Source organism: Pseudomonas sp. CFII68 (assembly GCF_000416195.1).
GTDB classification, from domain to species: Bacteria; Pseudomonadota; Gammaproteobacteria; order Pseudomonadales; family Pseudomonadaceae; genus Aquipseudomonas; species Aquipseudomonas kilonensis.
This window is the reverse complement of record NZ_ATLN01000085.1, coordinates 29,740-53,138: the sequence shown is the minus strand read 5'-3', so window position 1 is coordinate 53,138 and position 23,399 is coordinate 29,740. Positions and strand designations below refer to the sequence as shown.

Sequence of the window (23,399 nt, the reverse complement as noted above, 5' to 3'; positions counted from 1 at the left end):
GGCAGGGCCGGGGGTTTTGAAGGGTCACTCGTCGAGGAAGGAGCGTAGATGCTCGCTTCGCGTCGGGTGGCGCAGTTTGCGCAATGCCTTGGCTTCGATCTGACGAATCCGCTCACGGGTCACATCGAACTGCTTACCGACTTCCTCAAGGGTGTGGTCGGTATTCATGTCGATGCCGAAGCGCATGCGCAGTACCTTGGCTTCACGGGCAGTGAGGCCGGAGAGTACTTCGCGAGTCGCTTCCTTGAGACTCTCGACAGTGGCGACATCAATCGGAGACTGCATGGTGGAGTCTTCGATGAAGTCACCCAGATGGGAGTCTTCGTCATCACCGATCGGGGTTTCCATGGAGATCGGCTCTTTGGCGATCTTCAATACCTTGCGGATCTTGTCCTCAGGCATTTCCATGCGTTCGCCCAGCTCTTCCGGCGTCGGTTCGCGACCCATTTCCTGCAGCATCTGCCGGGAAATACGGTTGAGCTTGTTGATCGTCTCGATCATGTGCACCGGGATACGGATGGTGCGGGCCTGGTCGGCGATCGAGCGAGTGATCGCCTGACGGATCCACCAGGTGGCATAAGTCGAGAACTTGTAGCCGCGACGGTATTCGAACTTGTCCACCGCCTTCATCAGGCCGATGTTGCCTTCCTGGATCAGGTCGAGGAATTGCAGGCCGCGGTTGGTGTACTTCTTGGCGATGGAGATCACCAGACGCAAGTTCGCTTCGACCATCTCTTTCTTCGCGCGGCGGGCCTTGGCCTCGCCGATCGACATGCGACGGTTGATGTCCTTGATTTCGGCGATCGTCAAACCGGTTTCGGTTTCCAGCGCGGTCAGCTTCTGCTGGCAACGAATGATGTCCGGTTGCAGGCGACCAATGGCTTCAGCGTATTTGCTCTTGCCCTTGGCCAGTGCATCGGTCCAGCTTTCGTCAACTTCGTGGCCAGGGAACTGGCGCAGGAAATCGGCACGCGGCATGCGGGCATCACGCACGCAAAGCTGCATGATCGCGCGCTCTTGCTGGCGCAAGCGATCCAGAGCACTGCGAACACGCTCGACCAGGCCTTCGAATTGCTTCGGTACCAGCTTGATCGGCATGAACAGCTCGGCCAGTGCCAACAGCTCGGCAATCGCCTGCTTGTTGTTGCGGCCGTGCTTTTTCAGCGCCTTGCGGGTGATTTCCATCTGGTCAGCCACAGCGCCGAAACGCTGTGCTGCGATGACTGGATCCGGACCGCTTTCGGCTTCTTCCTCGTCGTCGCTCGCTTCGGCGTCGTCGTCATCGGTGTCGTCGTCGGCCTTGACGGCTTTCGCGTCGATCGGCGGCGGCACTTCGGCGGCAGGCGGCGCGATGCCGTCGTCCGGATCGATATAGCCGCTCAAGACGTCGGACAGGCGCCCACCTTCGGTGGTGACGCGGGTGTACTCGGAGAGAATATGGTCAACCGTGCCAGGGAAGTGCGCGATTGCGCCCATCACTTCACGGATGCCTTCTTCAATACGCTTGGCGATTTCGATTTCGCCTTCACGCGTGAGGAGCTCTACCGTACCCATTTCACGCATGTACATGCGCACGGGGTCGGTGGTGCGACCAATGTCGGTCTCGACCGCTGCCAACGCTGCGGCCGCTTCTTCAGCGGCCGCCTCGTCGGTATCGGCGTCGGCCAGCATAAGGGCATCCTTATCTGGAGCAACCTCGAATACGTTGATCCCCATGTCGTTGATCATGCGGATGATGTCTTCCACCTGTTCCGGATCTGAAATATCCTCCGGCAGGTGGTCGTTGACCTCCGCGTAAGTCAGGTAGCCCTGCTCACGACCCAATAGGATCAACTCTTTGATACGAGACTGCTGTTGCGCTTTTCCGGACATAACACCCTATCCACTGAAGGTCTTGGCGGGCAAAAAACAAGCCGAGGATTATACCTGAGCTGTGACCTCACGCGCCAGTTGAGGTCGGGTTTGATGCGCAAACATTGCGGCTGAGTAAGTCGCGCAATTGGTTTTTCTCTTCGCTGGTCAACTCGCTCTGGCGAGCTTTTCGCAGAAGTTGTTCCAGGTTTCGCTCGCGTTGGCGGGCGGACAAGCTAGTAATGGTGTCGAAAAACTGTTGTTCAAGGTTGTCTCCTTCAATCAGCCATTCCTTCTCGGCCAGGGCCTTCAAGAGGCGCCCCTGCTCGGTCCCGTGCCACCGTGCGATCAACTGGAAAGAGTTTAACTTGGGGTTCTTCTGCACGGCTTCAAGGAGTGCAACCAGCAATTGCGTATTGCTGTGATCCTCGGCGGCGAAGTGCCCGGCGTCCTCTACTTTTTCCGCCAGTTGCGGGTGATGCAGCAAGGTGCGCAAGGCGGCCAGTGTTGGTGGTTCGACGGCGGCCGGCACGCGCGGGGCACGTGGTTGGTCGCGATCGCCGCGCTTGCCGTTCTTGTCCCAGGGTTTCTTGTCCCATTTCTTGCCGCCACTGCCGGGTTTTTTCGGTGTCCATTCCTGCTGGGGGGCGTAATCCTGCTGGGGTTGATGATAGTCGGCGAAATCCGGCATCGCGTCGTAATCGATGCCCGGGTCATAAGCGGGTGGCGCCTCCTGGGGGGCGCTGTGCACCAGTTGATTGACCGCTTCGCTGTTCAGGCCGGTGATCTCGGTCAGGCGCTGGCGCATGAGTGTGCGCAGGTTGGCGCCGGGCACCTTGTCGATCAGCGGTGCCGCGAGGGTGGCCATGTGGGCCTTGCCTTCGAGGGAGCGTGGGTCGGCTTCTTCGGTCAACTGCTGGAAAAAATAATCGGCCAACGGTTGTGCGTGCTGGTTGATCCGCGCACGGAACGCGTCGGTACCCTCGGAGCGCACCAGGGTGTCCGGGTCCTCGCCCTCGGGCAGGAACAGAAAACGCGCCCGGCGCCCGTCCTGCAGGCATGGCAAGGTGGCCTCCAGTGCGCGCCAGGCGGCGTTACGGCCGGCCTGGTCGCCGTCGAAGCAGAACAGCACGTTGGGCACCACGCGAAACAGGCGCTTCATGTGTTCTTCGCTGGTGGCTGTGCCCAGGGTCGCGACGGCATTGCGCAGGCCTTGCTGGGCCAGGGCAATCACGTCCATGTAGCCTTCGACGACGATGATTTCGTCGAGGTTGCGGTTGTTCTTGCGTGCTTCGTACAGGCCGTAGAGTTCCTGGCCCTTATGGAACACCGGGGTTTCCGGGGAGTTCAGGTATTTCGGCTTGTCGTCGCCCAGCACCCGGCCACCAAAGGCGATGATCCGCCCGCGTGTGTCGCGGATCGGAAACATGACCCGGTCGCGGAAGCGGTCGTAGCGCTTGCCGGTTTCGGCATTTTCAATCAGCAGGCCAGCGTCGATCATGGCGCGCTGTTGCAGCGTATCGCTGCTTAGGTGCTTGTACAGGTTGTCCCAGCCGGGCGGGGCGAAGCCGAGGCCGAAGTCCCGGGCGATTTCGCCGGTCAGGCCGCGGCCCTTGAGATAATCCACCGCGGCCTTGCGTGCCGGATGGCTTTTGAGGGCCTGGCGATAAAAATCCGCCGCCGCCGTCAGCAGTGGGTAAAGTGGAGAGTCGGTCGGTTGGCGTGGTTTGTGCGGTCGACCGCTTTCCTCGCGGGGTATTTCCATGCCGGCGGCTTTGGCCAGTTCTTCGACGGCCTGGGGAAAGTCCAGGTTGTCGTGGTCCATGATGAAGCCGAGGGCGTTGCCGCCAGCGCCGCAGCCGAAGCAATAGTAGAACTGCTTGTCGGGGCTGACGCTGAAAGAAGGCGTTTTCTCTTTATGGAACGGGCAGCAGGCCGTGTAGTTCTTGCCCGCTTTCTTCATTTGCAGGCGAGAGCTGACCACGTCGACGATGTCGGTGCGGTTCAGGAGGTCGTCAATAAAGCTCTGGGGAATCAGCCCGGCCATGGCGTTCTCATCATCACTGCGCGAAATATGGACCCGAAATCGGCAGGCGTAACCGGGTCTGGGTTTGAGGCACGCTAAATCGGTGGCTCGACCGGGTCGTCTGCATCATCGCTGTCGGGAAGTGTATCTGCCGATAATCCACTGACGTTAATAACTATCAGTATTCGACTGTTTGAATGTGTTGCGCTGAGTCCGGTAACGGCCGTTCAGGCCTCGGATAGCTCATGAAGCGGACACGCAGGCAGGTGCCTTGGGCTGATCGTCGTTAGAGGAATCAGGGTGTGCTCGTCGGTAGCCTTGGAAGGCTCGTCAGGAAAGACGTGCACCGCTGGCAAAAGAGCCAGGTCTGACGCGGTGAAGCAGGTTGTCTTGGTCGCGTCTGCGGCTTTGACAGTGAAGCATCAAGCGTTATTCCGCAAATGCCATAAGCCCGGCTTGAGGGCCGGGCTTGGCAGAAGCTTGCTACGGACGTCTGTGTATTAGTACAGACGTACGGCGCGGCGCTGTTCGCGCTGAACTTTCTTGGCGTGACGCTTAACAGCGGCTGCTGCCTTGCGCTTACGCTCAGAAGTCGGCTTCTCGTAGAATTCGCGGCTACGAACTTCAGCCAGAACACCGGCTTTTTCGCAGGAGCGCTTGAAACGACGCAGAGCTACGTCGAAGGGTTCGTTCTCTTTTACTTTGACGGCTGGCATCCAGAGCTACCTTCATTCATTACCGGGGTCAACATCCTCGCGGCAAAAGAGCACTTGAAGACGTCGGTTTTTAAGGGTTGCGGATGTTAACCCCTCAACGCTCGGAATGCAAAGCCTCTGATCGAAAACCGCTGGTCGGGGCACAACGCGGCGACTATTATGCGCGCCTTCGAATTCAGCCTCTACAAGGCGCAAACCCATGCTAGTACTGGGATTAGAAACCTCCTGCGACGAAACTGGTGTCGCACTTTACGACAGTGAACGTGGCCTGCTGGCCGATGCGCTGTTCAGCCAGATCGACCTGCACCGCGCCTATGGCGGGGTGGTGCCCGAGCTTGCCTCCCGCGATCACGTCAAGCGCATGCTGCCCTTGATTCGCCAGGTCCTGGCCGAGGCTGGCTGCGTGCCGACCGAGATCGACGGCATCGCCTACACCGCCGGCCCGGGCCTGGTGGGCGCGTTGCTGGTGGGCGCGTCCTGTGCCCAGGCGCTGGCCTTTGCCTGGGGGATTCCGGCCCTGGGCGTGCATCACATGGAAGGCCACCTGCTGGCGCCGATGCTGGAGTCGCAACCGCCACAATTTCCGTTCGTCGCTTTGTTGGTATCGGGCGGCCATACGCAGCTCATTCGGGTCGATGGGATCGGCCAATACGAGCTGCTCGGCGAAACCCTCGACGATGCTGCCGGCGAAGCGTTCGACAAAACTGCAAAAATGATGGGCCTCAATTATCCCGGTGGGCCGGAAATCTCCCGGCTTGCGACGCAAGGGGTCGGTGGGCGTTTCGTGTTCCCGCGGCCGATGTGTGACCGTCCCGGCCTGGATTTCAGTTTCAGCGGGCTGAAGACCTTTGCCCTGAACACCTGGCAGCAGTGTGTCAGCGCCGGGGACGACAGTGAACAAGCCCGTTGCGACATCTCGCTGGCGTTCCAGCAGGCCGTGGTGGAGACTTTGACCATCAAGTGCAAGCGTGCCCTCAAGCAGGCCGGGCTCAAGCGCCTGGTGATCGCTGGCGGTGTGAGTGCGAACAAGGCCTTGCGGACATCGCTGGAGAAAATGCTCGGCGACATGAAGGGCGACGTTTACTACGCCCGGCCGGAGTTCTGCACAGATAACGGCGCGATGATTGCCTTTGCCGGCTGCCAGCGTTTGCAGGCCGGCCAGCACGAAAGCCTGGCGATCAGCGTGCAGGCGCGCTGGCCGATGGAGCAGTTGGCGCCGCTGTGAAGCGTCATTTAAAAATGCCGTTCGCGCCCGGCGAACAGGTCGCGTAGATTGCCCCGGTGACGCCAGACGATCAGTGCAACCAGTGCGGTCATTGGCAGCAAGGCCGCCGGTTCCTGCCAGGCCAGCAACGGCAGGGTCAGCGGTGTGGCGATCAGCGCGGCCAGGGAGCTGGTGCGGGTCAGGTAGAACGTCAGCAGCCAGGCACAGACAGCCAGCAGGGCGGCGGGCGGGTACAGGCCCAGCAGCATGCCGGCGGCGGTGGCGACACCCTTGCCGCCACGAAAGCGAAAGTACAGCGGGAATAGATGGCCGATAACGGCGCAGACGCCGATCCAGGCCTGTTGCTGCAACGAGAGCCCTGCAAGGCTGGCGATCAATACCGGGACAAGGCCTTTGCAGAGGTCGCCCAGCAGGGTCAGGATGGCGAGTTTGCGTCCGGCCAGGCGCAGCATGTTGGTGGCGCCGGCATTGCCTGAGCCACTCATTCGCGGATCCGGGTGACCGGTCAGGCGGCTGAGCAAAATGGCGAAGGACAGCGAGCCGAGCAGGTAGGCGAGAATCGCCAGTAACCAAAACATGCTAACTATTCCGGGCGAGGACGCCCTGATTCTAACGGCGCATTGCGCCCTTGTCGTGCTGCGGAGAAGAGTGCTTGGACAGAGTGTTTATCGAAGGCCTGGAAGTCGACACGGTAATCGGTGCCTACGACTGGGAGCGAGGCATCCGACAGTGCCTGCGGCTTGACCTGAGCTTTGCCTGGGACAACCGCCCGGCCGCCGCGGGCGACGACCTGACCCTGGCGCTCGACTACGCCAGCGTATCGTCGCGCATCCAGGCGTTTGCCGAGCAGGCGCAGTTCCAATTGGTCGAGACCTTTGCCGAGCGGCTGGCCCAGGCGCTCATGGATGAGTTCAAGATCACCTGGCTGCGTCTGAAAGTGACCAAGCCTGGCGCTGTACCGGCGGCCAGCGGCGTGGGTGTGGAGATCGAGCGCGGATGTCGCTGACTCAGGTTTTTCTCGGGCTCGGCAGCAATATCGAGCGCGAAACCCATCTGTGCGCCGGTCTGGAGGCCTTGGCCGGTTTCCTGGTGGACATGCGCTGTTCGGCGGTGTTCGAGAGCCAGCCGGTGGGTATCAAGAGCGGGCCATTCTTCAATTTTGTCGTCTCGGCCTTCACGGATCTGCCGCTGATGGAACTGGATCGTCGCCTCAAGTTCATTGAGGCGGACAACGGTCGCTATGCGCCGGACCGCAAGGGGCTGCCGCTGGATATCGACGTGTTGTTGTATGGCGAACAGGTCGGCAACTTCGATGGGTTGATCCTGCCGCGCGCGGAAATCCTCAAGAACGCCTTCGTCCTGTGGCCTTTGTCGTTGATCGCGCCGGATCGAATTCATCCGGGTGTGGGCAAAAGCTTTGCCACGTTGTGGGAAGAAGCGCAGATCGACCAAGTGCTGGCGCCGGTGGCTTTTGAATGGCGAGGCCGGCAGCTTACGCCATCGAATCTGCGCTGAGGCGCCTGCCGCTATCGCGAGCAAGCTCGCTCCCACATTAGGATTTCAGCGTGCACATAGCTTGTGTTCAACCGAAATCCACTGTGGGAGCGAGCCTGCTCGCGATGACGACGGAACATCCAACACAAATGCAAGCTGATCCAAGATTCCGTCAGCTTGCCGCTTCCTTGTAGGCCTTCAACACCCTGAGACGCTCACGCTTGATCGCCTCTCCCAGCTCCGGCCCCTTGAAACCCTTCTCCAGCAAAGGCTGCACCGCCACCGCGCGGGCCGCTGCCGCTGCGCCTCGCAGATAATCAGCCTGTGGATAACTCCGTTCTTCAAGCCCTTTGCGCCCTCGCGCATCCATCTCACAGGCTGCGATGAACTCCTCGAAGCGCTGAGGTCGACGGTACACATCGAAACTCTGCAGCAGCTCAAGCAAAGTAGACGCCTTCAGTTCAAGCGCGCGATGGCCATGGGTGTGGTATTGGCCGACCAACAACGCCAGCTCCTGACAGTCGCGGGGCGCCTTGAAGCGCTCGTTGACCGCTTTGATCAGCTTCAACCCCGTGTGCTCATGGGCGATGTGTCGCGGCCATTCGTGTTGGGGCGTCAGGCCTTTGCCCAGGTCATGGAGCAGGCAGGCCCAGCGGACCGTCAGCGGCTGTCGATGCAGGGCGGCTTGTTCCAGCACGCTCAGGGTATGGACGCCGGTGTCGATTTCCGGGTGATGGGCTTCAGGCTGGGGTACGCCAAACAGCGCATCGACCTCAGGCATCAGGACCTTGAGGGCCGTGCAGTCGCGCAAGACCTGGATAAATACCTGTGGCTGTTTTTCCATGAGCGCACGGGAAATTTCTTTCCAACTGCGCTCGGCCGTCAGTGCTTCCAGCTCGCCGGAATCGCTGAGTTGGCGCATCAGTTCAAGGGTTTCGTCTGCCACCTTGAAACCCAGCGGAGCATAACGCGCGGCGAAGCGGGCAACCCGCAGGACTCGGAGTGGATCTTCGGCGAAAGCAGGGGAAACGTGACGCAGTATCCGGGCTTCCAGATCGCGCTGGCCGTGATACGGATCGGTCAGGTTGCCATGGTCGTCTTCTGCCATGGCGTTGATGGTCAAGTCCCGGCGAACCAGGTCCTCCTCCAAGGTCACTTCAGGGCTGGCATGGAACACGAAGCCGCCATAGCCGCGACCACTTTTGCGCTCTGTGCGGGCGAGGGCGTATTCCTCGCCAGTCTTCGGCTCGAGGAATACCGGAAAATCGGCCCCCACGGGGCGAAAACCCTTGGCGAGCATTTCCTCGGTGGTGGCCCCCACCACGACCCGATCGACGTCGGTGACGGGAATGCCCAGCAGGCGATCGCGAACGGCGCCGCCAACTTTATAGATCTGCATAAAAAACCTCCGTTGGTCCGACAGGATAACCTTTGCGTCAGACGTCCGGAGGCGAAAACGGGATCAAAGATGAATGACGGCCAGGTCCAGGCGGCCATAGTCGCCTTCGGCTTGTTCGCTTCTGGGGGGCACGTGATGGGTTTTCATCACTTGGTCGCCTTGCAGGGTTTCCAGGTGGATGTCGAAACCCCAGAGGCGATGCAGGTGCTTGAGCACTTCGTCGGTGGAATCGCCCAGTGGTTTGCGGTTGTGCGCCTGGTGCCGCAGCGTCAGCGAACGATCCCCGCGGCGGTCAATGCTGTAGATCTGCACATTGGGCTCCCGATTGCCCAGGTTGTACTGCGCCGCGAGGGTTTCGCGAATGATGCGGTAGCCGCCCTCGTCGTGAATGGCAGGTACCAGCAGGTCATCTTTCTGATCGTCATCGAGGATGCTGAACAGTTTCAGATCGCGGATCACCTTGGGCGAAAGGTACTGCAGGATGAAGCTTTCGTCCTTGAAGCTGCTCATGGCGAATTTAATGGCGGACAACCAGTCCGAACCGGCGATTTCCGGGAACCAGTGACGATCTTCCTCGGTAGGGTTTTCGCACATGCGCCGGATGTCGCGGTACATGGCGAAACCCAGTGCGTAGGGGTTGATACCGCTGTAGTACGGGCTGTCGAAGCCGGGCTGGAACACCACGCTGGTGTGGGACGTCAGGAACTCCATCATGAAGCCGTCGGTGACCAGGCCTTCGTCGTACAGGTCGTTCATCAGCGTGTAGTGCCAGAACGTGGCCCAGCCTTCGTTCATCACTTGGGTTTGGCGCTGTGGATAGAAATACTGGGCGATCTTGCGCACGATGCGCACGATTTCCCGCTGCCAGGGCTCCAGCAACGGCGCATGTTTTTCAATGAAATAGAGAATGTTCTCCTGGGGCTCGGCAGGGAAACGGGCATTGTCTTTTTCGTTGTACTTGTCTGCACCCTTGGGAATGGTGCGCCACAGATCGTTGATCTGTTTTTGCAGGTGCTCTTCGCGATCCTTCTGGCGCCGGCGTTCCTCTTCGGCGGAAATCGGGTAAGGCCGCTTGTAGCGGTCCACGCCGTAGTTCATCAGGGCGTGGCAGGAGTCCAGCAGGTCTTCCACCGCGTCGATGCCGTGGCGTTCCTCGCATTGCATGATGTACTGCTTGGCGAACACCAGGTAATCGATGATCGAGCTGGCGTCGGTCCAGGTGCGGAACAGGTAGTTGCCCTTGAAGAAACTGTTGTGCCCATAGCAGGCGTGCGCCACCACCAGTGCCTGCATGCAGATGGTGTTTTCTTCCATCAGGTAGGCGATGCAGGGGTCGGAGTTGATGACGATCTCATAGGCCAGTCCCATCTGGCCGCGGCTGTAGGATTTTTCGGTACTGAGGAAGTGCTTGCCGTAGGACCAGTGGTGATAGCCCAGCGGCATGCCGACTGACGCGTAGGCGTCCATCATCTGCTCGGCGGTGATCACCTCAATCTGGTTCGGGTAGGTGTCGAGGGCATAACGGTCCGCGATACGGCTGATTTCGCGGTCGTAGGCCTTGATCAGCTCGAACGTCCATTCGGAGCCGGTGGAAATGGGCTGGCGCTTCTGCTCTTTTTTGGCGGTCATGTCACTAACCTGCGCTGGAAGAGTTCACGGAAGACCGGGTAGATATCCCCGGCCGAGACCAGTTGCTGTTGGGCAAATGTGTCGGAAAAAGCTTCGGCAATTCGTTCGTATTCGTACCACAAGGCCTGGTGTTCGCGTGGAGTAATCTCCACATAAGTGTAGTACTGGACGAACGGCATGATCTGGTTGATCAGGATGTCGCGGCAGATCGGTGAATCGTCGTTCCAGTTGTCGCCGTCCGACGCCTGGGCCGCATAGATGTTCCATTCGTTGGCTGGGTAGCGTTCGGCCATGATCTCTTGCATCAGCTTCAGGGCGCTGGAGACAATGGTGCCGCCTGTCTCCCTGGAATAGAAGAATTCCTCTTCGTCCACTTCCCTGGCGCTGGTGTGGTGGCGGATGAACACGACATCGATCTTGTCGTAGTTCCGTTTCAGGAACAGGTACAACAGGATGAAGAAGCGCTTGGCGATGTCCTTGGTGGCCTGGGTCATGGAGCCGGACACGTCCATCAGGCAGAACATCACCGCCTTGGAGCTGGGGTTTGGCTGTTTCACCAGCAGGTTGTACTTGAGGTCGAACGTGTCGAGGAACGGTACGCGGTGGATGCGGGCGCTGAGTTTCTCGATTTCCGCTTCAAGGTCCTGAATGTCGCCGAAATTGTCGGGTTCTTCGCGTTTCAGGCGGGCCAGTTCTTCCTTGACCTCGCGCAGTTTTGCCCGGCTGCTGCCCGACAACGCGATGCGCCGGGCGTGGGCTGAACGAAGGGTGCGGATGATGTTGATGCGTGACGGATTGCCTTCATTGCTGATACCAGCACGCACGGTCTTGAAGGTGTCGGTGCCGGTCAGGTTACGCTTGACCAGGTTCGGCAGCTCCAGGTCCTCGAACATGAACTCCAGGAATTCCTCCTGGGTGATCTGGAACACGAACTCATCCATGCCTTCGCCGGAGTTGCCGGCCTTGCCGGGGCCCTTGCCGGCGCCTCCGCCCTGGGGACGGGGGATGTGCTCGCCACTGGTGAACTCCTTGTTGCCAGGGTGCACGACGGTCTGTTTGCCGCCGCGACCATGGTGGAGCACCGGCTCGTCGATGTCGCGGCCGGGGATGCTGATCTGTTCGCCGTGTTCCATGTCGGTAATGGAGCGCCGGCTGACCGCCTCTTCGACGGCCTTCTTGATGTGGTCACGGTAACGCCGCAGAAACCGCTGGCGGTTCACCGTGCTCTTGTTCTTGCCATTAAGGCGTCGGTCGATCACATAGCTCATAGGCCCCTCCGGGGGAGCTTCAAGTCGTAAGCCTCAAGCTGCAAGGGGCGTGGCGTCGAGCCATGGGCTCAACGCCGTTCCCTTGCAGGCTGTAGCTAGAAGCTTGCCGCTGCTTACTGCGATTTCCGGACCCGCAGATACCACTCGGAGAGCAGTCGTACCTGTTTGTCGGTGTAGCCACGTTCGACCATGCGTGTGACGAAGTCGTTGTGTTTTTGCTGGTCCTCCTTGCTGGCCTTGGCGTTGAAGCTGATGACTGGCAGCAGGTCTTCGGTGTTGGAGAACATTTTCTTCTCGATGACCACCCGCAGCTTTTCATAGCTGAGCCAGGTTGGGTTCTTGCCGTTGTTGTTGGCCCGGGCGCGCAGTACGAAGTTGACGATCTCGTTGCGGAAGTCCTTCGGATTGCTGATGCCCGCCGGTTTCTCGATTTTTTCCAGTTCCTCGTTGAGGGCCACGCGATTGAGTATCTCGCCGGTTTCCGGGTCGCGGTATTCCTGGTCCTGGATCCAGAAGTCTGCGTACAGCACGTAGCGGTCGAAGATGTTCTGGCCGTACTCGCTGTAGGACTCCAGGTACGCCGTCTGGATTTCCTTGCCGATGAACTCGATGTAGCGCGGGGCCAGGTATTCCTTGAGGAAACGCAGGTAGCGCTCGCGGGTTTCGGCCTGGAATTGTTCCTGCTCGATCTGCTGTTCCAGCACATACAGCAGGTGAACCGGGTTGGCCGCGATCTCGTGGGGGTCGAAGTTGAAGACCTTGGACAGGATCTTGAACGCGAAACGTGTGGATAGCCCGTTCATCCCTTCATCAACCCCCGCGTTGTCGCGGTATTCCTGGATCGACTTGGCCTTCGGATCGGTGTCCTTGAGGTTTTCACCGTCGTACACACGCATCTTCGAATAGATGTTGGAGTTTTCCGGCTCCTTGAGACGCGACAGCACCGTGAACTGGGCCAGCATCTTCAGGGTGTCGGGGGCGCAATGAGCCTTGGACAGCGAGCTGTTGAACAGCAGCTTGTCGTAGATCTTCACCTCATCGGTCACGCGCAGGCAGTACGGCACCTTGACGATATAGATCCGGTCGATGAAGGCTTCGTTGTTCTTGTTGTTGCGGAAGGTATGCCATTCCGACTCGTTGGAGTGAGCCAGCAGGATGCCGGTGAACGGAATGGCCCCCAGGCCCTCGGTGCTGTTGTAGTTACCTTCCTGGGTGGCGGTCAGCAGCGGGTGCAGCACCTTGATGGGCGCCTTGAACATTTCGACGAATTCCATCAGGCCCTGGTTGGCCCGGCACAGCGCACCCGAATAGCTGTAGGCGTCGGCGTCGTTCTGCGGGAATTCTTCCAGTTTGCGGATATCGACCTTGCCCACCAGGGCCGAAATATCCTGGTTGTTTTCGTCACCCGGCTCGGTCTTGGCCACCGCGATCTGGTTGAGGATCGACGGGTAGAGCTTGACCACCCGGAACTGGCTGATGTCACCGCCAAATTCGGCCAGGCGCTTGGTCGCCCAGGGCGACATGATGGTACTGAGGTAGCGGCGTGGAATGCCGAAGTCTTCCTCGAGGATCGCGCCGTCCTCGGTGGCGTTGAACAGCCCCAGGGGCGATTCGAACACCGGCGAGCCCTTGATGGCGTAGAAGGGCACTTTTTCGATCAGTTGCTTGAGTTTTTCGGCCAGGGACGATTTACCACCACCCACGGGGCCGAGCAGATAGAGGATTTGCTTCTTCTCTTCCAGGCCTTGGGCGGCGTGGCGGAAATAGGACACGATCTGGTCGATGCATTCTTCCATCCCGTGGAAGTCCTCAAAGGCCGGATAGCGGCGAATCACTTTGTTGGAGAAAATCCGCGAAAGCCTCGAGTTGGCCGAGGTATCCAGCAGCTCCGGTTCTCCGATTGCCAGCAACAGACGCTCCGCAGCCGATACGTAGGCGCTGCGGTCCTGCTTGCAGAGTTCGAGGTATTCCTGCAGCGAGTATTCCTCCTGCCGCGTGGACTCGAAACGTTGCTGGAAGTGGCTAAAAATGCTCATGACGTCACCTCGCTCGATACGTGGAGCCGGTGTCGGATCAATCAGTCGATGCTGGACAGCCGCTGGGAACCCAGTTGCCGTTTACCCCCCAGAATGCTTCCAAGCATGCAGGCTCTTGAAAGCTGACTCCCGATGACCCGCGCGCCGGTGTACCGGCTCTCCCCTGTTTTGGATGGCCTGAGGCTAAGGATAGTTCGGAATCGCGGAGGTAAAGGTGGAATACGTAATTAGTTATGGCAGACCGTTCGTCTGCCATCGCTCAAGCCCACGGTTCACGCGGGCTTGGACGGCTTAAAAAATTATTCGTGATTGTCTTGCGCTGTTTCTGAAGGATAAGTCGCACGCCACAACTCGAAACCACCGTCCAGGCTGTAGACGTCGCTGAAGCCCTGGCTGACCAGATAGGCGGCTGCGCTCTGGCTGGAGTTACCGTGATAGCAGACCACGACGGTAGGTGCATCGAGGTCGGCGGCCCGGATGAAGTCGGCGATGGAATGGTTATCCAGGTGCCTGGAACCGCTGATGTGCGAAACCGAAAAGGTGGCTGGGTCGCGAACGTCGACGACGACCGCGCCTTGCTCGCGCAGGGCCTGGGCTTGTTCCGGGGGGATGCGTTTGAATTCAGTCATGAGGGCTCCTTTAGCGCTGAGGCGCAACGCCGGTCAGACGGCAGTGCCGGCCGGCAATGGTGCAGTGGTCAGGTGATGGGTTCTGGCGTGGCCCTGTTCGTCGCAATCGCAATGCAGTTGCTCGCTCGTGTCGACGTTCATCAGCGTCATGGCGCTGCCCCACACGCAGCCGGTATCGAGGGCGAAGACGCCGGGCTCGTCGCATTGACCTCCCAGTGCCGCCCAGTGCCCGAAAATGATCTTCAGGTTACGGGTCTTGCGCTCACCGTGCTTGAACCAGGGGGCATAGCCGGGCGGTGCGGTCTCGATGCCTTCCTTGCCCTTGAGGTCGAGCTTGCCGTCGCGGGTGCAGAAGCGCATGCGCGTGAAATAATTGGTGATGATGCGAAGACGGGCGCTGCCGGTGAGGTCGTTGTCCCACTTGATCGGCTCGTTACCGTACATGCCGTCCAGGTAAGGGGCGAACAGATTGTCGTCGCGCAATGCGTGTTCGACTTCGCCAGCGCACTTGAGCGCCTTGCGCAGGGACCATTGGGGCGGGATGCCGGCATGGACCAGCGCCAGGTTGCGCGCCTCGTCGTAGTGCATGAGCTTTTGCTGGCGCAACCACTCCAGCAGCTCAACGCAATCGGGGGCCGCGAGTATTTCGTTCAGGGTATCGGATTTTTTCAGGCGTTCGATGTTCTGCCAGGCGGCCAGCAGATGCAGGTCGTGGTTGCCGAGCACGCACACCAGCGACTGGCGGATGCCGTAGAGAAAGCGCAGCGTCTCAAGGGACTGAGGGCCACGGTTGACCAGATCGCCCACCAGCCACAGCGTATCTTTTTGCGGGTCGAAGGCGACGCGCTCCAGCAGGCATTTGAGCGGGTCGAGGCAGCCTTGCAGGTCGCCGACCGCATACGTGGCCATTAGTGAAGAGCTCCGGGCACGGCCAGGCGAAAGGGCTTGATGACGGCGTCGAAGCGTTTGCCGTCCTCGGCCAGCATCTGGTAGGTGCCCTGCATGGTGCCGACCTTGGTCGTCATCACCGTGCCGCTGCTGTAGCTGTGGCTTTTGCCGGCGTCGATCAACGGCTGCTGGCCGACCACACCTTCGCCACGCACTTCTTCGACATGGCCATCGCCGTCGGTGATGATCCAGTGCCGCGACAGCAGCCTGGCCGGCAAGGAGCCGTTGTTGCGCACGGTAATGCTGTAGGCGAAGGCGAAGCGGTCATGCTCGGGTTGCGACTGTTCTGCCAGAAAACGGGTGGTGACGCTGACGTCGACCTGGTAACGAGGATCGGACATGCAAAAAGGCCTTAAAAGCGAAGCGGGACGCGGGCGCGACTCAGGAGATCAGTCTAGGCCAGATATCGGGTAGTAGACCAGATTGGTGTACTGCCCGATAGCCATCGTCACCCGTTCAGTTGGCGTCGACTTGCGGGGCGACCTGTTCGCTGAGCTTGTCGGCCAGGCGCACGAAAGCGGCAAGGTCCAGCTGCTCGGGGCGCAGGCTGCCATCGACGCCAGCGGCTTCGATTTCAGTGCTGCTGAGCAGAAGTTTCAAGGTGTTGCGCAAGGTCTTGCGGCGCTGGTTGAACGCTTCGCGCACCACCCGCTCCAGCAGGCGGTGATCCTTGGCCGGGTGCGGCAGGACGGCATGGGGCACCAGTCGGACGATGGCCGAGTCGACTTTCGGCGGCGGGTTGAATGCGCCTGGGCCGACGTTGAACAGGTGTTCGACCCGGCAATGGTACTGGACCATGATCGACAGGCGACCCCAGTCACCACCGCCAGGGCCGGCGGCGAGGCGCTCGACCACTTCTTTTTGCAGCATGAAGTGCATGTCGCGGATCAGGCCGGCATTGCTCAGCAGGTGGAAGATCAGCGGCGTGGAGATGTTGTACGGCAGGTTTCCCACCACCCGCAGGCTGTTCGGCGCGGCGTTCAGGCTATTGAAGTCGAACTTCAGCGCGTCGCCCTGGTGCAGGCTGAAATTGCTCCTGCCGGCGAATTGCTGGTTGAGGATCGGGACCAGGTCCTTGTCCAGTTCCACCACATCCAGTTGCGCGCCGCTGTCGAGCAGGCCCTCGGTCAGGGCGCCCTGGCCCGGGCCGATTTCCAGCAGGCGGTCGTCGGGCTTGGCCCGGATAGAGCGCAGGATGCGATCGATCACGCCGGCGTCATGCAGGAAGTTCTGGCCGAAGCGCTTGCGCGCGCGGTGTTGGTATTGCTCGGTCATAAATGAGTCTCGGCCATCTGGTAGGCGGTTTCCAGCGCGACGTGCAGGCTGCCGGTATCGATCTTGCCGCTGCCGGCCAGGTCCAGGGCAGTGCCATGGTCCACGGAGGTGCGGATGATCGGCAGGCCCAGCGTCACGTTGACTGCCGCGCCGAAGCCTTTGTACTTCAGCACGGGCAGGCCCTGGTCGTGGTACATCGCCAGCACCGCGTCGCAGTGCTCCAGATATTTTGGGGTAAACAGAGTGTCGGCAGGCAGCGGGCCACGCAGGTCCATGCCCTCGCTGCGCAAGCGCTCCAAGGTAGGTTCGATGATGTCGATTTCTTCACGGCCCAGGTGTCCGCCTTCACCGGCATGGGGATTGAGCCCACAGACCAGGATGCGTGGCCGGGCGATGCCGAATTTTTCCTGGAGGTCGGCGTGCAGGATGCGCGTGACCCGTTCCAGGCGTTCCGGGGTGATGGCGTCGGCGATGTCGCGCAAGGGCAGGTGAGTGGTCACCAGGGCCACTCGCAGGCCACGGGTGGCGAGCATCATCACCACTTGCGCGGTGTGGGTCAGGTCCGCCAGGAATTCGGTGTGCCCGGAAAAGGCAATCCCGGACTCGTTGATCACACCCTTGTGCACCGGTGCGGTGATCATACCTGCGAACGATCCGTCCAGGCAGCCTTCGCCTGCGCGGGTCAGGGTTTGCAGGACGAACGCGGCGTTGGCCTTGTCCAGCTGCCCGGTGACGACTGGAGCACCCAGGGGGGTATCCCAGACATACAGACTGTTGGCGGGCGCCGGGACGTCCGGCCAGGCCTGCGGTGTCACGGGTAACAGGTCGACGACCACCCCCAGCTGCGCGGCCCGCTCAAGGAGCAGGTCGCGACTGGTGATGGCAATCAGGGGATGTGGCTGGGCTTGCGAGGCGAGCAGCAGGCACAGGTCGGGACCGATGCCGGCTGGTTCGCCGGGTGTCAGCGCGAAACGCTTGGGTTTCACTGCGCTGCCTGGTCTGCACCAGGAAGTTTGATTTCAACGTAGGCTTCGTCGCGAATCTGACGCAGCCAGGTTTGCAGTTCTTCGTCGTATTTGCGGTTGCGCAATACGGTCATCGCCTGCTGTTCACGAGCCTGGGTGGTGCTGTCGGTGGCGCGGCGGCCAAGGACTTCCAGCACGTGCCAGCCATAAGGGCTCTTGAACGGCTTGGACAACTGGCCTTGCGGCGTATCGGCCATGACTTGGCGGAATTCTGGAACCAGTGCATTGGGGTCAACCCAGTTCAGGTCGCCGCCGTTGAGGGCCGACCCCGGGTCTTCCGAGAAACTCTTCGCCAGTTCAGCGAAGTCTTCGCCCGCTTCGATGCGGTCGTAGAGTTTCTCAGCCAGGCGCTTGGTCTCGGCTTCGCTGCGAATCTCGCTTGGCTTGATCAGGATGTGGCGAACATGCACTTCGTCACGGACCTGGGTTCCACCACCGCGCTTCTCCAGCACTTTCAGGATGATGAAGCCGCCTGGCGTACGCGCTGGCTGGGTGATGTCGCCCACGGCCATGGCGCTCAGTTCGCGGTCGAACGGAGGCGGCAGTTGAGCGGGCTTGCGCCAGCCCATGTCACCGCCTTCCAGGGCGTTGTCGCTGCCCGACTTGGCAATGGCCATCTGGCCGAAATCAGCGCCTTGCTTGAGCTGCTGGTAGACATCCATTGCCTGGCGATAAGCGCTCTGGATCGCTTCGGAGTTGGCGCTTTCCGGGGTCGGAATCAGGATGTTCGCCAAGTGCAGCTCTTCGGAAAGCTGCATCTTGCCCAGGTCGGAAGCGAGGAAGTTCTTCACTTCCTGCTCCGACACCTGGATGCGTTCGGCTACGCGGCGCTGACGCACACGGCTGATGACCATTTCGCGGCGGATCTGGTCGCGGGCGTCCTCGTAGGAGAGGCCGTCGCGAGCCAGGGCGGCGCGGAATTGGTCGATGCTCATGTTATTGCGCTGGGCAATGGTGCCGACGGCCTGGTTCAGTTCTTCATCGGTGATGCGGATACCGGAACGTTCGCCGATCTGCAGTTGCAGGTTTTCGACGATCAGGCGTTCGAGCACTTGCTGGTCCAGCACGCCTGGAGGCGGCTGGCCACCGCCGCGCTTGGCGATGGTTTGCTGCACTTCATGGACGCGCTGGTCCAGCTGGCTCTGCATGACCACGTCGTTGTCGACGATGGCCACCACTTTATCGATGGACTCTACCGCGGCGTTGGCCGCGGTACCCAGGAACAGCGCGCCCAGCATCAGCGGGCGCAGACAATCAGAAAGCTTGGTCTTCACGTTCACGATAACCTTGGATGCCTTTGTCGAGGAAGCTCTCTACCTTGGCGCCGGTCAGGCCGCCGAGTCCCTTCAGAACAATTTGGAGGAAGATGCCGTGGTCGCCTTTTTCGTTTTCCGGGGCGGCTTGACTGAACTCTTCATAGTCGACCCAGTAACGGTTGATCAGGCGCAGTTTCCAGCAGCAGTTGTCGTATTCGAAACCACCGAAGGCTTCCAGGGTACGGTTGCGGTTGTAGTCATACTGCCAGCGACTGATCGCGTTCCACTGCGGCACGATCGGCCAGATGACCGAGAAGTCGTGCTGCTTGATCTTGTAGTAGTCCTTCACGTAGCCAGGTGTACCTGGCGTACCGTAGTCGCCGCCGCCCACTTGCCATGTACCGGTAGCTTCGTCGTAACGGACCTGATCGTTGCGATAGCGATAGCCAGCATTGATAACCTTGTTCGGGTTGTCTTCAGGCTGATAGTGGAACATCGCGCTGCCCGAACGAGGGCTGTGGGTGTCAGGGTCCCAGTTGTAGGTAGCTGTGGTTCGCCAGTCGCGGTTCCAGCGGAATTCGTACTCCAGTGCGTATGGAGATACGTCTGACTTGGCATCTTCACGCGTGTTGAAGTCGATGCCTGGTAGTTGAACTTCGCGGTCCTTGAAGTAAAAGGCCTGGCCGACGCTGACGCGCTGGCGCTCGAAACCGTTTTCCTGGATCCAGCGGCTGGTCACGCCCAGGGAAAGTTTGTTCTCGTCGCCGACACGGTCGGAGCCGGTGAAGCGGTTATCACGGAACAGCGAGGAATAGCTGAAAGTCGATTCGCTGGTATCGAATACCGGAATATCGCTCTGATCCTTCTCCGGTACATAAAGATAGAACAGGCGTGGTTCCAGGGTCTGGCGATAGTTGGTGCCGAACCATTGAGTATCACGGTCAAAATACAAGCCGCTGTCGATGCTGGCGATTGGAACGCCACGGCTCTGGCTGCTGCTGTACGTGCCGCGTAGGCGATCCAGTTCTGCGGTCTGCCCAGCGATATCGCCTTTGCCTTCGCCGTCCAGATCCAGATCATATTGGGTGTACTGGTACTTGAGCGATGGCTTGATATAGCCATAACTTGCGTTCATCGGCAGGCTGATGACAGGCGCCAGGTTCAGACGATTGCCATTTGCCCGGGCAAGGCCCCAAACCCGGGTATCCAGCCACGGTGTCGTGACGCCATCTTTATCACTATAGAGACCGTCGCGCAGATTTCGATCAAATCGCACCAGCTCGGTCTTGTAGGCGAAATCCAGGCCGTACGGATGCTGAGGCAGCTCACCGTTGAACGTGATCTGAGGCAGGCGGTTATAAGGCGTGATCTTCGAAATCGTCGCCATCTGGTAAGCCTGGGCATTCACGCGGGCAACATAGTTGTCGCCCCGATAGCTGACGGCTCCTTGCTGGTTCACATAGTCCTTGGACTCGACACCGATCTGGTCGGTCTGCAAATCCTGGAAGTAGTAAGGATCGCTGATCTTGGTGTAGTCGACTTCCGTCAGCACGCGCGAATCGAGCCCGCCCTTGTGCTGCCAGTTGTACATGTAGCGGGTCTTGCTGTAGTCGGACTGCTTGTTGCGCTCGTCTTCTTCATCGTTGAGGTACGCCGCGCCGAACTGACCTTCGCTGGACTTGGTCAGGTAGCGGAACTCGCCTTCCATCAGCATGCCGCGCTTGCTCATGTAGCGCGGGTACAACGTGGCATCGTAGTTCGGCGCCAGGTTGAAGTAGTACGGGGTGACCAGCAGGAAACCGGTGTCGCTGCCGCTGCCGATGGTCGGCGGCAGGAAGCCGGACTGGCGACGGTCGTCGATCGGGAAGTAGATGTACGGCGTGTACAGGACCGGGAAGTCCTTGACCCGCAGCGTCACGTTGGTCGCGGTACCGAAGCCGGTGGCCGGGTTCAGGGTGATGTTGTTGCCCTTGAGCGTCCAGGCGTTGCTGCCCGGTTCGCACGTGGTGTAGGTACCGTCCTTGAGGCGGATGATCGCGTTCTCGGCGCGCTTGGCGTACAGCGCGTTACCCCGGATACGCGACTTGTGCATCACGTATTCGGCGTTGTCGACCTTGGCTTCGCCGGTGTCCAGCTGTACATCGGCGTGGTCGCCGACGATCAGCGCACCGTTGTCGCGCACCCGCACGTTGCCGCTCAGCTCACCGCGGTTCTCGGCCTGGTACAGGCTGGCCTCGTCGGCCTCGACCTGCATGCTGCCCTGGCGCATGACCACGTCACCGGCCAGGGTCGCCACCTGTTCTTCCTGCTGATAGCGTGACGTCTTGGCGCCGAGGAAGGTGGGGGCGTCGCTCTTGGCCGTCTTGTCGTTCATGCCAGGACGCGTCGGCTCGATATAGGCCCCTGCACAGTAAGGGCCGGTTTCAGCCAATTGCGCCGGGGTGAGGTTCTCCCGTGGAACCCAATCCAGGTGACTGTAGTCTGCACTGCGTGACTTCAGGCCACGGCCCTTGGCTTCGGTAACGAGCATCGGCTTTTCGCCGGCTTCCTCGCCCGAGCTGCTGTCGGCCGCAGCTGCGCCGCTGTCGGAAACCGCACTGCCGTCATGCACGGGACGCGGCGGCAACGCGGCGGCCGGTGTCTTGGGTGCACAGTCCCAGGCACCCGAAGCGGAGACGGAGCAGTCATACTGCTGCGCCGCGACGACGAATGAAGAGGCCAGGGGTTGCAGGGCCAGCAGACTGCCGGTGACCAGCAACGGAAATTTTTTACGAAACGCGGGGGATTTCAATGCCATCTTATTAGTCCGGGCTTCCTGCGTGCCATCTGCCCGCGGTGTGGGCCGCACGCCTCTCGATGGTCTGAAAAAGATGCTGGATAATAAAGCATGACCCGCTTGACGGCTAGCGCCGTCGGAGACCCTTGCAATGCCCGACCAAGATGTACGCTTGCAACACCTGAAAGTTTGGCTCGATGAACAACTGCCGATCCTTTTCACTCAACAGGGCTGGGGTGCCGTACCCCCGGCCACGTTGACCGCCGCCAGCAGTGACGCGAGTTTTCGGCGTTATTTCCGCTGGGAAGGCGAGGGTCGCAGTTTGATCGTAATGGATGCGCCACCGCCCCAGGAAAACTGCAAACCCTTCGTGGATATTGCTTTTTTGCTGGCGAAATCTGGCATTAACGTGCCAAAAATTTATGCCGAAGACCTCGAACGCGGCTTTCTTTTGCTCAATGACTTGGGCAACCAGACCTATCTGGACGTGATCACCGGCGAAAATGCCGACGATTTATTCCGCGATGCCCTGCAAGCCTTGTTGGCTTTCCAGCAACTGCCGATGGTTGCGCCGTTGCCGAGCTACGATGTCGCGTTGCTGCGTCGGGAGCTGGAATTGTTCCCTGAGTGGTACGTCAAGCGCGAGCTGGGTATCGAATTGGATTCGGCCCAGCAGCAACTCTGGCAGCAGGCCAGCGAGCTGCTGATCGACAGTGCCCTGGCCCAGCCCAAAGTACTGGTGCACCGCGACTACATGCCGCGCAACCTGATGCTCAGCGTGCCGAACCCCGGCGTGCTGGATTTTCAGGATGCGGTCTATGGCCCCGTCACCTACGACGTGACGTGTCTGTTCAAGGATGCCTTCCTCAGTTGGCCCGAGGCGCGTGTGCGCGGCTGGCTGGAGAGTTACTGGCAGCAGGCCGGCGCCCTCGGCATTCCCGTCCAGCCGGATCTTGAGGACTTCCTGCGGGCCAGCGACTTGATGGGCGTGCAGCGCCATCTCAAGGTCATCGGGATCTTCGCGCGCATTTGTCATCGTGACGGCAAGCCACGTTACCTCGGCGATGTGCCGCGTTTCTTTGCTTATATAGAAGCGGTCATTGCCCGTCGTCCGGAACTGGCACCGCTCGATGAACTGCTGGGCAGCCTGCGGCAATCGGCCGGAGCAACGGCATGAAGGCGATGATCCTGGCGGCGGGCAAGGGCGAACGCATGCGGCCCTTGACCCTTACCACGCCAAAACCGTTGATTCGCGTCGGTGGTGTTCCCTTGATCGAATACCACTTGCGGGCGCTGGCGCGGGCCGGGTTCACCGAGATCGTGATCAATCACGCCTGGCTCGGTCAGCAGATCGAAGATCACCTGGGGGACGGCTCACGGTTTGGCGTGAACATTCGGTTTTCCCCCGAAGGCGAGCCGCTGGAAACCGGCGGTGGAATCTTCCGGGCCTTGCCGCTGCTGGGCGATGAAGCGTTTGTGGTGGTGAATGGTGATGTCTGGACCGACTACGATTTCAGTGCTTTGCGCCGGCCGCTCGAAGGGTTGGCGCATCTGGTGCTCGTCGATAATCCCGAGCATCACCCAGGCGGCGATTTCGTCCTGGTCGACGGAAAGGTTCACGATAGGCACGCGCCTGCCGACAACCTGACCTATAGCGGCATTGCCGTCCTGCACCCGCGGTTGTTCGACGGTTGCTCGGACGGTGCGTTCAAGCTCGCACCGCTGTTGCGCGCGGCCATGGCCGAGGGGCGCGTCAGTGGCGAGCACCTCAAAGGGCATTGGGTCGATGTCGGCACCCATGAACGTTTGGCGCAGGTCGAAACCTTGATAGAAGCGAGCGGTTGAT

General features: G+C 60.3%; 20 protein-coding genes. 5 read left to right on the top strand and 15 right to left on the bottom strand.

Annotated elements, in window-relative coordinates; genetic code table 11:
- Window positions 1–24: 24 nt before the first annotated feature.
- From rpoD to rpsU, 3 genes are all read right to left on the bottom strand, one after another.
- Window positions 25–1,872 carry an RNA polymerase sigma factor RpoD gene (gene rpoD / locus CFII68_RS13480; protein ID WP_018607334.1) on the bottom strand — a complete coding sequence of 616 codons (1,848 nt, stop codon included), beginning with the start codon at window positions 1,870–1,872 and terminating at the stop codon, window positions 25–27.
- A 67-nt stretch (window positions 1,873–1,939) separates the two neighbouring features.
- A complete protein-coding gene (dnaG, locus tag CFII68_RS13485; protein WP_018607333.1) occupies window positions 1,940–3,898 on the bottom strand; it encodes a DNA primase in 1,959 nt (652 codons plus the stop codon).
- Window positions 3,899–4,377: 479 nt separating this feature from the next.
- A complete protein-coding gene (gene rpsU / locus CFII68_RS13490; RefSeq protein WP_002551877.1) occupies window positions 4,378–4,593 on the bottom strand; it encodes a 30S ribosomal protein S21 in 216 nt (71 codons plus the stop codon).
- A 199-nt stretch (window positions 4,594–4,792) separates the two neighbouring features.
- On the opposite strand from rpsU, the gene tsaD reads away from it, so the two are divergent.
- Complete coding sequence (gene tsaD / locus CFII68_RS13495) at window positions 4,793–5,818, top strand: tRNA (adenosine(37)-N6)-threonylcarbamoyltransferase complex transferase subunit TsaD (RefSeq protein ID WP_018607241.1); 1,026 nt, start codon at window positions 4,793–4,795, stop codon at window positions 5,816–5,818.
- Between the two features lie 8 nt (window positions 5,819–5,826).
- Here the strand turns inward: tsaD and plsY are convergent, their stop codons facing one another.
- On the bottom strand, window positions 5,827–6,396 hold the full coding sequence (gene plsY, locus CFII68_RS13500) for a glycerol-3-phosphate 1-O-acyltransferase PlsY (RefSeq protein WP_018607239.1): 570 nt from the start codon (window positions 6,394–6,396) through the stop codon (window positions 5,827–5,829).
- Between the two features lie 74 nt (window positions 6,397–6,470).
- Here plsY and folB point away from each other — a divergent pair, with 74 nt between their 5' ends.
- Window positions 6,471–6,824, top strand: a complete 354-nt coding sequence (gene folB / locus CFII68_RS13505) for a dihydroneopterin aldolase (RefSeq protein WP_018607238.1) — start codon at window positions 6,471–6,473, stop codon at window positions 6,822–6,824.
- On the top strand, window positions 6,815–7,333 hold the full coding sequence (gene folK / locus CFII68_RS13510) for a 2-amino-4-hydroxy-6-hydroxymethyldihydropteridine diphosphokinase (protein ID WP_018607237.1): 519 nt from the start codon (window positions 6,815–6,817) through the stop codon (window positions 7,331–7,333). The genes folB and folK overlap by 10 nt, the downstream gene beginning before the upstream one ends.
- A gap of 151 nt (window positions 7,334–7,484) precedes the next feature.
- Here the strand turns inward: folK and CFII68_RS13515 are convergent, their stop codons facing one another.
- The 11 genes from CFII68_RS13515 to CFII68_RS13565 form a co-directional block, all read right to left on the bottom strand.
- On the bottom strand, window positions 7,485–8,711 hold the full coding sequence (locus tag CFII68_RS13515; protein ID WP_018607235.1) for a multifunctional CCA addition/repair protein: 1,227 nt from the start codon (window positions 8,709–8,711) through the stop codon (window positions 7,485–7,487).
- Between the two features lie 63 nt (window positions 8,712–8,774).
- A complete protein-coding gene (locus CFII68_RS13520; protein WP_018607233.1) occupies window positions 8,775–10,340 on the bottom strand; it encodes a SpoVR family protein in 1,566 nt (521 codons plus the stop codon).
- A complete protein-coding gene (locus CFII68_RS13525) occupies window positions 10,337–11,608 on the bottom strand; it encodes a YeaH/YhbH family protein (protein WP_018607231.1) in 1,272 nt (423 codons plus the stop codon). The genes CFII68_RS13520 and CFII68_RS13525 overlap by 4 nt, the downstream gene beginning before the upstream one ends.
- 113 nt (window positions 11,609–11,721) lie before the next feature.
- Window positions 11,722–13,644, bottom strand: a complete 1,923-nt coding sequence (locus CFII68_RS13530; protein WP_018607229.1) for a PrkA family serine protein kinase — start codon at window positions 13,642–13,644, stop codon at window positions 11,722–11,724.
- Window positions 13,645–13,943: 299 nt separating this feature from the next.
- Window positions 13,944–14,273 (bottom strand): thiosulfate sulfurtransferase GlpE, encoded by a 330-nt coding sequence (gene glpE / locus CFII68_RS13535; RefSeq protein WP_018607227.1) that lies wholly within the window; start codon window positions 14,271–14,273, stop codon window positions 13,944–13,946.
- A 33-nt stretch (window positions 14,274–14,306) separates the two neighbouring features.
- Window positions 14,307–15,182: a symmetrical bis(5'-nucleosyl)-tetraphosphatase gene (locus tag CFII68_RS13540; protein WP_018607225.1), complete on the bottom strand. Its 876-nt coding sequence runs from the start codon at window positions 15,180–15,182 to the stop codon at window positions 14,307–14,309.
- The gene (apaG, locus tag CFII68_RS13545; RefSeq protein ID WP_003206172.1) at window positions 15,182–15,562 is read right to left on the bottom strand and encodes a Co2+/Mg2+ efflux protein ApaG; all 381 of its coding nucleotides are present in this window, start codon (window positions 15,560–15,562) and stop codon (window positions 15,182–15,184) included. Before apaG ends, CFII68_RS13540 begins: the two co-directional genes overlap by 1 nt.
- Before the next feature lie 115 nt (window positions 15,563–15,677).
- On the bottom strand, window positions 15,678–16,496 hold the full coding sequence (gene rsmA, locus CFII68_RS13550; protein WP_018607222.1) for a 16S rRNA (adenine(1518)-N(6)/adenine(1519)-N(6))-dimethyltransferase RsmA: 819 nt from the start codon (window positions 16,494–16,496) through the stop codon (window positions 15,678–15,680).
- Entirely contained in the window at window positions 16,493–17,482 is a 990-nt protein-coding gene (gene pdxA / locus CFII68_RS13555) for a 4-hydroxythreonine-4-phosphate dehydrogenase PdxA (protein ID WP_018607220.1), read from the bottom strand. Before pdxA ends, rsmA begins: the two co-directional genes overlap by 4 nt.
- Window positions 17,479–18,795, bottom strand: a complete 1,317-nt coding sequence (locus CFII68_RS13560) for a peptidylprolyl isomerase (protein ID WP_018607218.1) — start codon at window positions 18,793–18,795, stop codon at window positions 17,479–17,481. The genes pdxA and CFII68_RS13560 overlap by 4 nt, the downstream gene beginning before the upstream one ends.
- A complete protein-coding gene (locus CFII68_RS13565) occupies window positions 18,776–21,574 on the bottom strand; it encodes an LPS-assembly protein LptD (protein WP_018607216.1) in 2,799 nt (932 codons plus the stop codon). The genes CFII68_RS13560 and CFII68_RS13565 overlap by 20 nt, the downstream gene beginning before the upstream one ends.
- Before the next feature lie 130 nt (window positions 21,575–21,704).
- Here CFII68_RS13565 and CFII68_RS13570 point away from each other — a divergent pair, with 130 nt between their 5' ends.
- Entirely contained in the window at window positions 21,705–22,730 is a 1,026-nt protein-coding gene (locus tag CFII68_RS13570) for an aminoglycoside phosphotransferase family protein (protein WP_018607215.1), read from the top strand.
- Window positions 22,727–23,398 (top strand): N-acetylmuramate alpha-1-phosphate uridylyltransferase MurU, encoded by a 672-nt coding sequence (gene murU, locus CFII68_RS13575; protein ID WP_018607213.1) that lies wholly within the window; start codon window positions 22,727–22,729, stop codon window positions 23,396–23,398. The genes CFII68_RS13570 and murU overlap by 4 nt, the downstream gene beginning before the upstream one ends.
- Window position 23,399 lies beyond the last annotated feature (1 nt).

Excerpts from the sequence above, each read along its gene's own strand:
- rpoD (WP_018607334.1), bottom strand. The coding sequence starts at position 1,872 with ATGTCCGGAAAAGCGCAACAGCAGTCTCGTATCAAAGAGTTGATCCTA.
- dnaG (WP_018607333.1), bottom strand. The coding sequence starts at position 3,898 with ATGGCCGGGCTGATTCCCCAGAGCTTTATTGACGACCTCCTGAACCGC.
- rpsU (WP_002551877.1), bottom strand. The coding sequence starts at position 4,593 with ATGCCAGCCGTCAAAGTAAAAGAGAACGAACCCTTCGACGTAGCTCTG.
- tsaD (WP_018607241.1), top strand. The coding sequence starts at position 4,793 with ATGCTAGTACTGGGATTAGAAACCTCCTGCGACGAAACTGGTGTCGCA.
- plsY (WP_018607239.1), bottom strand. The coding sequence starts at position 6,396 with ATGTTTTGGTTACTGGCGATTCTCGCCTACCTGCTCGGCTCGCTGTCC.
- folK (WP_018607237.1), top strand. The coding sequence starts at position 6,815 with ATGTCGCTGACTCAGGTTTTTCTCGGGCTCGGCAGCAATATCGAGCGC.
- CFII68_RS13515 (WP_018607235.1), bottom strand. The coding sequence starts at position 8,711 with ATGCAGATCTATAAAGTTGGCGGCGCCGTTCGCGATCGCCTGCTGGGC.
- CFII68_RS13520 (WP_018607233.1), bottom strand. The coding sequence starts at position 10,340 with ATGACCGCCAAAAAAGAGCAGAAGCGCCAGCCCATTTCCACCGGCTCC.
- CFII68_RS13525 (WP_018607231.1), bottom strand. The coding sequence starts at position 11,608 with ATGAGCTATGTGATCGACCGACGCCTTAATGGCAAGAACAAGAGCACG.
- CFII68_RS13530 (WP_018607229.1), bottom strand. The coding sequence starts at position 13,644 with ATGAGCATTTTTAGCCACTTCCAGCAACGTTTCGAGTCCACGCGGCAG.
- glpE (WP_018607227.1), bottom strand. The coding sequence starts at position 14,273 with ATGACTGAATTCAAACGCATCCCCCCGGAACAAGCCCAGGCCCTGCGC.
- CFII68_RS13540 (WP_018607225.1), bottom strand. The coding sequence starts at position 15,182 with ATGGCCACGTATGCGGTCGGCGACCTGCAAGGCTGCCTCGACCCGCTC.
- apaG (WP_003206172.1), bottom strand. The coding sequence starts at position 15,562 with ATGTCCGATCCTCGTTACCAGGTCGACGTCAGCGTCACCACCCGTTTT.
- rsmA (WP_018607222.1), bottom strand. The coding sequence starts at position 16,496 with ATGACCGAGCAATACCAACACCGCGCGCGCAAGCGCTTCGGCCAGAAC.
- CFII68_RS13565 (WP_018607216.1), bottom strand. The coding sequence starts at position 21,574 with ATGGCATTGAAATCCCCCGCGTTTCGTAAAAAATTTCCGTTGCTGGTC.
- CFII68_RS13570 (WP_018607215.1), top strand. The coding sequence starts at position 21,705 with ATGCCCGACCAAGATGTACGCTTGCAACACCTGAAAGTTTGGCTCGAT.
- murU (WP_018607213.1), top strand. The coding sequence starts at position 22,727 with ATGAAGGCGATGATCCTGGCGGCGGGCAAGGGCGAACGCATGCGGCCC.